Origin of the sequence: Nocardia carnea (genome assembly GCF_029869215.1) — a bacterium.
GTDB lineage: Bacteria > Actinomycetota > Actinomycetes > Mycobacteriales > Mycobacteriaceae > Nocardia > Nocardia carnea_B.
Genome location: NZ_JARWPM010000057.1, coordinates 1 through 4,378, shown reverse-complemented (window position 1 = coordinate 4,378; position 4,378 = coordinate 1). Strand labels below are relative to the sequence as shown.

The window sequence follows — 4,378 nt, the reverse complement described above, 5'->3', positions numbered from 1 at the left end:
GGCCCCTGCTGTCCCCCCCTATATCCGCGGGCAACCCCCTTATACGCGGGGGCCTCAACCGGGGCCCGGGGCCGAACCCTTCAAATGCCTCGCTGAACTCGGCGCCGCCGTGGTCGCGTTCGATTCGAGTTGCCGACTTCTCGCATGCCGCAGCCCGGCGGCGCCCAGGTGATCGACCGGACACGTCGATCGGGCGAGGCGCGGTCATGGCCGATAGCGTGCGACCAATGCTTCTGCTCGCTCATACATGGCCATGCGGACGGCATTCGGTGCCAGCACCTCGGCATCAGTACCCAATTGCCATACTGCCCATACGGCGTGTCGCAGGTCCTCGAAGGTAACGTCGAGCCGAACCCAGCCGTCATCCGCCGGTTCCTCGCCGCGAACAGCCCGCGCGGTGTTCAGCAGCTCTTCTCGGCGTGATCGCCTGACTCCGACGCGCACGGGGATGTGGCCCTCCGAAAGGAACTGCGCGCTGCGCTCGGCCCAGATGCGGTCGAGGTCGACCTGCTCCGGCCGCTGCGCCGGATCGGAGAGCTCTTCGGCGCGCAGTATGCGGGACAGCCGGTAGGTGCGGTCGTCCCCCGATTTGGTCGCCAGCAGGTAGGTGCGACCACGGACGGTGACCAGCCCGATGGGGTCGACGGTGTGCGAGCTCGGCGTCTTCCCGGGTGCGGAGTAGTCGAAGCGGAGCCGGTGCCCGGTGAGCACCGCGCGGCGGACCTCGTGCATCACCCCCTCGGCCAGGTCTTCGGTGATCGGTCGTCGCGAGAGCAGGTCGGTCTCCGGCTCGACCAGGAACCGCTTGGCGGCGTCGTTCAGGCTCGCCTGATGCCCCTCGGGTAATGCGTCGACGACCTTGCGCATCGCGGAGGCGAGCGGTGCACTGAGCCCGAAGACCTTCTCGCCTCGGTGCGAGCCTGCGGTGAGCAGCGCGAGGGCTTCATCGTGATTCAACCCCGTCAACTCCGTGCGGAACCCGGGCAGCAGCGCGAAGCCGCCGTGGCGGCCCCGGTCGGCGTAGACGGGGACACCTGCGGTCGACAGTGCGTCGATATCGCGTAGCACGGTGCGTGCGGACACCTCCAGTTCGTTCGCCAGCTGGTCCGCAGTCATCCGGCCCCGCTGACGCAGCAGCAACACCAACGAGACCAATCGATCGGCACGCACAGATTCATTCCTTATCAGAAAACACGACACAAGATGTCGTGTTTTCTTGTCAGGCTTGGCCCGCTGTCAATCGGGTGACGAGGTCGACGGCCCGTCGCCCATTCATCGTTCACCAGCGCGAAGGAGCGCCACATGGCATCACGACTCAATCCCTGCCTATTTTTCGACGGGGACGCCCGAGAGGCGATGGAGTTCTATCAGTCGGTTTTCGGCGGAGACCTCGAGATCGTCACGGCTTCCGACTTCGGCGTCCCCGGACCAGCGGACACGAACGGACCCGACAAGGTCATGCACTCCACTTTGAACACACCCGCCGGTTACACCCTCATGGGCTGGGACGCACCGGAGCGTCTTACGCACCGCGCCGGGAACAGCGTCGCGGTCTTCATCGGCGGCACCGACGAGGCACTCGCCCAGCACTTCGAGAGCCTGTCGGCGGGCGGCACCGTGACGTTGCCGTTGGGCAGGCAGGTGTGGGGCGATGTGGCCGGGTCGCTGGTCGACCGGTTCGGGGTCAGCTGGATGTTCAATATCGGTGCGGAAGACCCGGGTGAGGGATCGGCTGCAATCAGCCGTAAGGCGATCAACCCGGTGACGTGGTCGCAGGAGATGGGCTTCAACCAGGGCGAAGTCGTCTCGGGCGAGACGCGGACGCTGTACATCTCGGGACAGACGGCGATGAGCGAGGACGGCCGGCCCGAACACGACGGGGATATCGCAGCGCAGCTCACACTGGCCGTGGACAACCTCGAAGCCGTGCTCACCGCAGCCGGCATGTCACCGGCGAACCTGATCCGCCTCAACGTCTACACCACCGACGTGGACGCGCTGCTCCCGCACTACGGCGTACTGGCCGGCAGGCTCGGAGCAGCCGGCGTCTCCCCCGCAACCACGCTGCTCGGAGTCACCCGTCTTGCGATCCCCGGCCAGATGGTCGAACTCGAGGGAACCGCCGTCGCGTAACGCGACCTGTCCTTGCCCTCACCAGGCCGGTGGCGTTACGCCGGGACGCCGGGCAGGCCACCGGTCAGTACACCTAGGGTTGTCGCGTGCGGATGTCCGAGGAGATCGACAAGCAGGCCTGGCGGGCGATGATCCGGGCCCAGCGCCTGTCGGTGCCCGGCGCCGTGCGCGCGGCGGAGGATACCGCGCTGGCCGAGGCGGCGGGCCGGTTGGAGCCGGCCGAGTGGGTGTGCGCATACGTTCCGGTGCGCGGCGAGCCCGGGTCCGTGGCGATCGCCGAGACGCTGCGGGCCGCGGGCAGCCGGGTGCTGCTGCCGGTGACGCGCGAGCCCGGACCGCTCTACTGGGGCGAGTACACCGGCCCGGAAGAGCTGCAACCCGCCCGCTACGGCCTACTCGAACCGAGCGGACCGGCGCTGTCCCCGGAAACCGTCGCGGACGCCGGATTGATCTTGGTCCCGGCGCTCGCCGTGGACCGGCGCGGAGTGCGCCTGGGCCAAGGCGCCGGCTACTACGACCGCACCCTCCGTCTGGCCGACCCCGCAGCCCGCCTGATCACCGTCGTCCGCGACGACGAGGTAGTCGACCACCTCCCCGAAGAACCACACGACATCCGCATGCACTGGGCACTCACCCCCACCACCGGCCCGGTCCAACTCGACACCACCCACCCCTGAACCCCTGGGCGGGGCCCGCCCTGGTCTGGAGCGACGGAGCGGGGGAGCGCAGCGGAGGAGCGGAGGAGTGAAGACCAGGGTTAATAGGGCCCCGCCCTCGAGCCGCGGAGCGGCTCCAAGATTCCAGCCCGCCCCTTCACGGTTGGTCCGCCTCGAAGCCCCACTTCCCCGATTCGCGTTACCCCTCCTCGAAGCACGGAGCAGCTCCAAAGACACAGCCTGCCCCTTCGCGGAATATCCACCCTGAGACCCCCTTCCCAACCGGGTTACCCGAACCCCCGAAACGCGGAGCGGCTCCAATACACACCCCGCCCCTCCCCTGGACGGTCTACTCCGCGAGCCTCGGTGGGGATCCACGCGCGAACTCGGCATCACCGGCCACTCCCGGTAGCCTCTCCACAATCCCACCCCGGACCTTCCGCAGGTGGTCTCCGGCGCCCTTCAAGAAGGTCCGCCCGCGAACACACATCACCGCTCCCCCGATCCTCCAAGCGCGTAGCACCACCGAGACCAGCCCCGCGTCCCGCTGACCGATCCGTCTTCTCCGAGGCCGCATCGTGGCATCCCGCACAGGTCCCGACCAGCGGGAATCAATTCGCGATTGGCGCTGTTGGCACTGTGGCCTGTAGAGTGCTAATTCACGAATACCGCGGAGGACCCAGTGCCAACCTATTCATACGCGTGCACCCAGTGCGACAACCGCTTCGATATCGTTCAGTCCTTCACCGATGATGCACTCACGGTCTGCTCGGAGTGCTCCGGGGCGCTGCGCAAGCTGTTCAACTCGGTGGGCATCGTCTTCAAGGGCAGCGGTTTCTACCGGACCGACAGCCGCAGCGGCGCGTCGACCGCCAGCGAGCCGGCGAAATCGGACAGCTCGAGTTCGGCTTCGTCGTCCTCGGGTTCGGACAGCGGCTCGTCGACGTCCTCGTCGACGCCTGCCGCCGCCGCCAGCTGAGCGGGTAGCCGGGCGCTCCGGGAGCAGATGCTGCCCGGCTCCGATTCATCCACAGGCCGCGGCTTGTCCACAGTTGCGCACAGGGCCGGATAGGCCGGGTTTTCTCGCCCTACGCTCGGCCCATGAGTCGTATACGCTCGCGGCCCGGTGGCGATGCCCGGGGGCGGCTGGGTTCCGGTGACACCTGGCGCGAGGCATTCGAGAACCGGCCCCCGTGGGCGGACGCCGTCCTGTTGCGGCGCATTCTGGCCGGCTTGTGCGCGGTGGCGGCCGCGGTCCTGTTCCTCCGCGAGGACCCCGAACGCACCCGCATCTCCGTCGTGGTCGCCGCCCGCGATCTCCCGCCCGGCCATCTGCTCGAGCCGGCCGATCTGCGGCTGGCCCGGATCCCACCGGGCATAGCTCCGGTCGGCGCCGCCCATGATCCCGGTGCGCTCACCGGCGCGGTACTCACCGCCGCCCTACGACCCGGCGAGGTGCTCACCGATGTACGGACCGTAGGCCCGCGGCTGGCCGAGATCGCCACCGGCGCCCCGGACGCGCCGGGCGGGGGGCGCCGCGCTCACCCTGATCGACCAGCGCGGACAGCAGGTCGCCCGGGCGATGGGAT

Annotated in this window: 5 protein-coding genes and 1 pseudogene; 5 read left to right on the top strand and 1 reads right to left on the bottom strand. The window is 68.6% G+C overall.

Annotated elements, in window-relative coordinates; translation table 11 throughout:
* Nucleotides 1–204: 204 nt before the first annotated feature.
* Entirely contained in the window at nucleotides 205–1,170 is a 966-nt protein-coding gene (locus QH276_RS02405; RefSeq protein WP_280402343.1) for a helix-turn-helix transcriptional regulator, read from the bottom strand.
* A 132-nt stretch (nucleotides 1,171–1,302) separates the two neighbouring features.
* On the opposite strand from QH276_RS02405, the pseudogene QH276_RS35315 reads away from it, so the two are divergent.
* The 5 genes and pseudogenes from QH276_RS35315 to QH276_RS02385 form a co-directional block, all read left to right on the top strand.
* Nucleotides 1,303–1,686 (top strand): annotated as a pseudogene (locus QH276_RS35315) (VOC family protein); the annotation flags it as partial.
* A gap of 51 nt (nucleotides 1,687–1,737) precedes the next feature.
* Nucleotides 1,738–2,133, top strand: coding sequence for a RidA family protein (locus QH276_RS35310; protein WP_348536676.1), 396 nt, complete (start codon nucleotides 1,738–1,740; stop codon nucleotides 2,131–2,133).
* Nucleotides 2,134–2,225: 92 nt separating this feature from the next.
* Nucleotides 2,226–2,810 (top strand): 5-formyltetrahydrofolate cyclo-ligase, encoded by a 585-nt coding sequence (locus QH276_RS02395; RefSeq protein WP_280402346.1) that lies wholly within the window; start codon nucleotides 2,226–2,228, stop codon nucleotides 2,808–2,810.
* A 661-nt stretch (nucleotides 2,811–3,471) separates the two neighbouring features.
* Nucleotides 3,472–3,768, top strand: a complete 297-nt coding sequence (locus QH276_RS02390; protein WP_280402345.1) for an FmdB family zinc ribbon protein — start codon at nucleotides 3,472–3,474, stop codon at nucleotides 3,766–3,768.
* 122 nt (nucleotides 3,769–3,890) lie between these two features.
* Nucleotides 3,891–4,378: SAF domain-containing protein (locus tag QH276_RS02385; RefSeq protein WP_280406582.1), on the top strand; the 488-nt coding region annotated here is incomplete at its 3' end.

Coding starts and splice junctions, on each gene's coding strand:
- QH276_RS02395 (WP_280402346.1), top strand. CDS start 2,226: ATGTCCGAGGAGATCGACAAGCAGGCCTGGCGGGCGATGATCCGGGCC.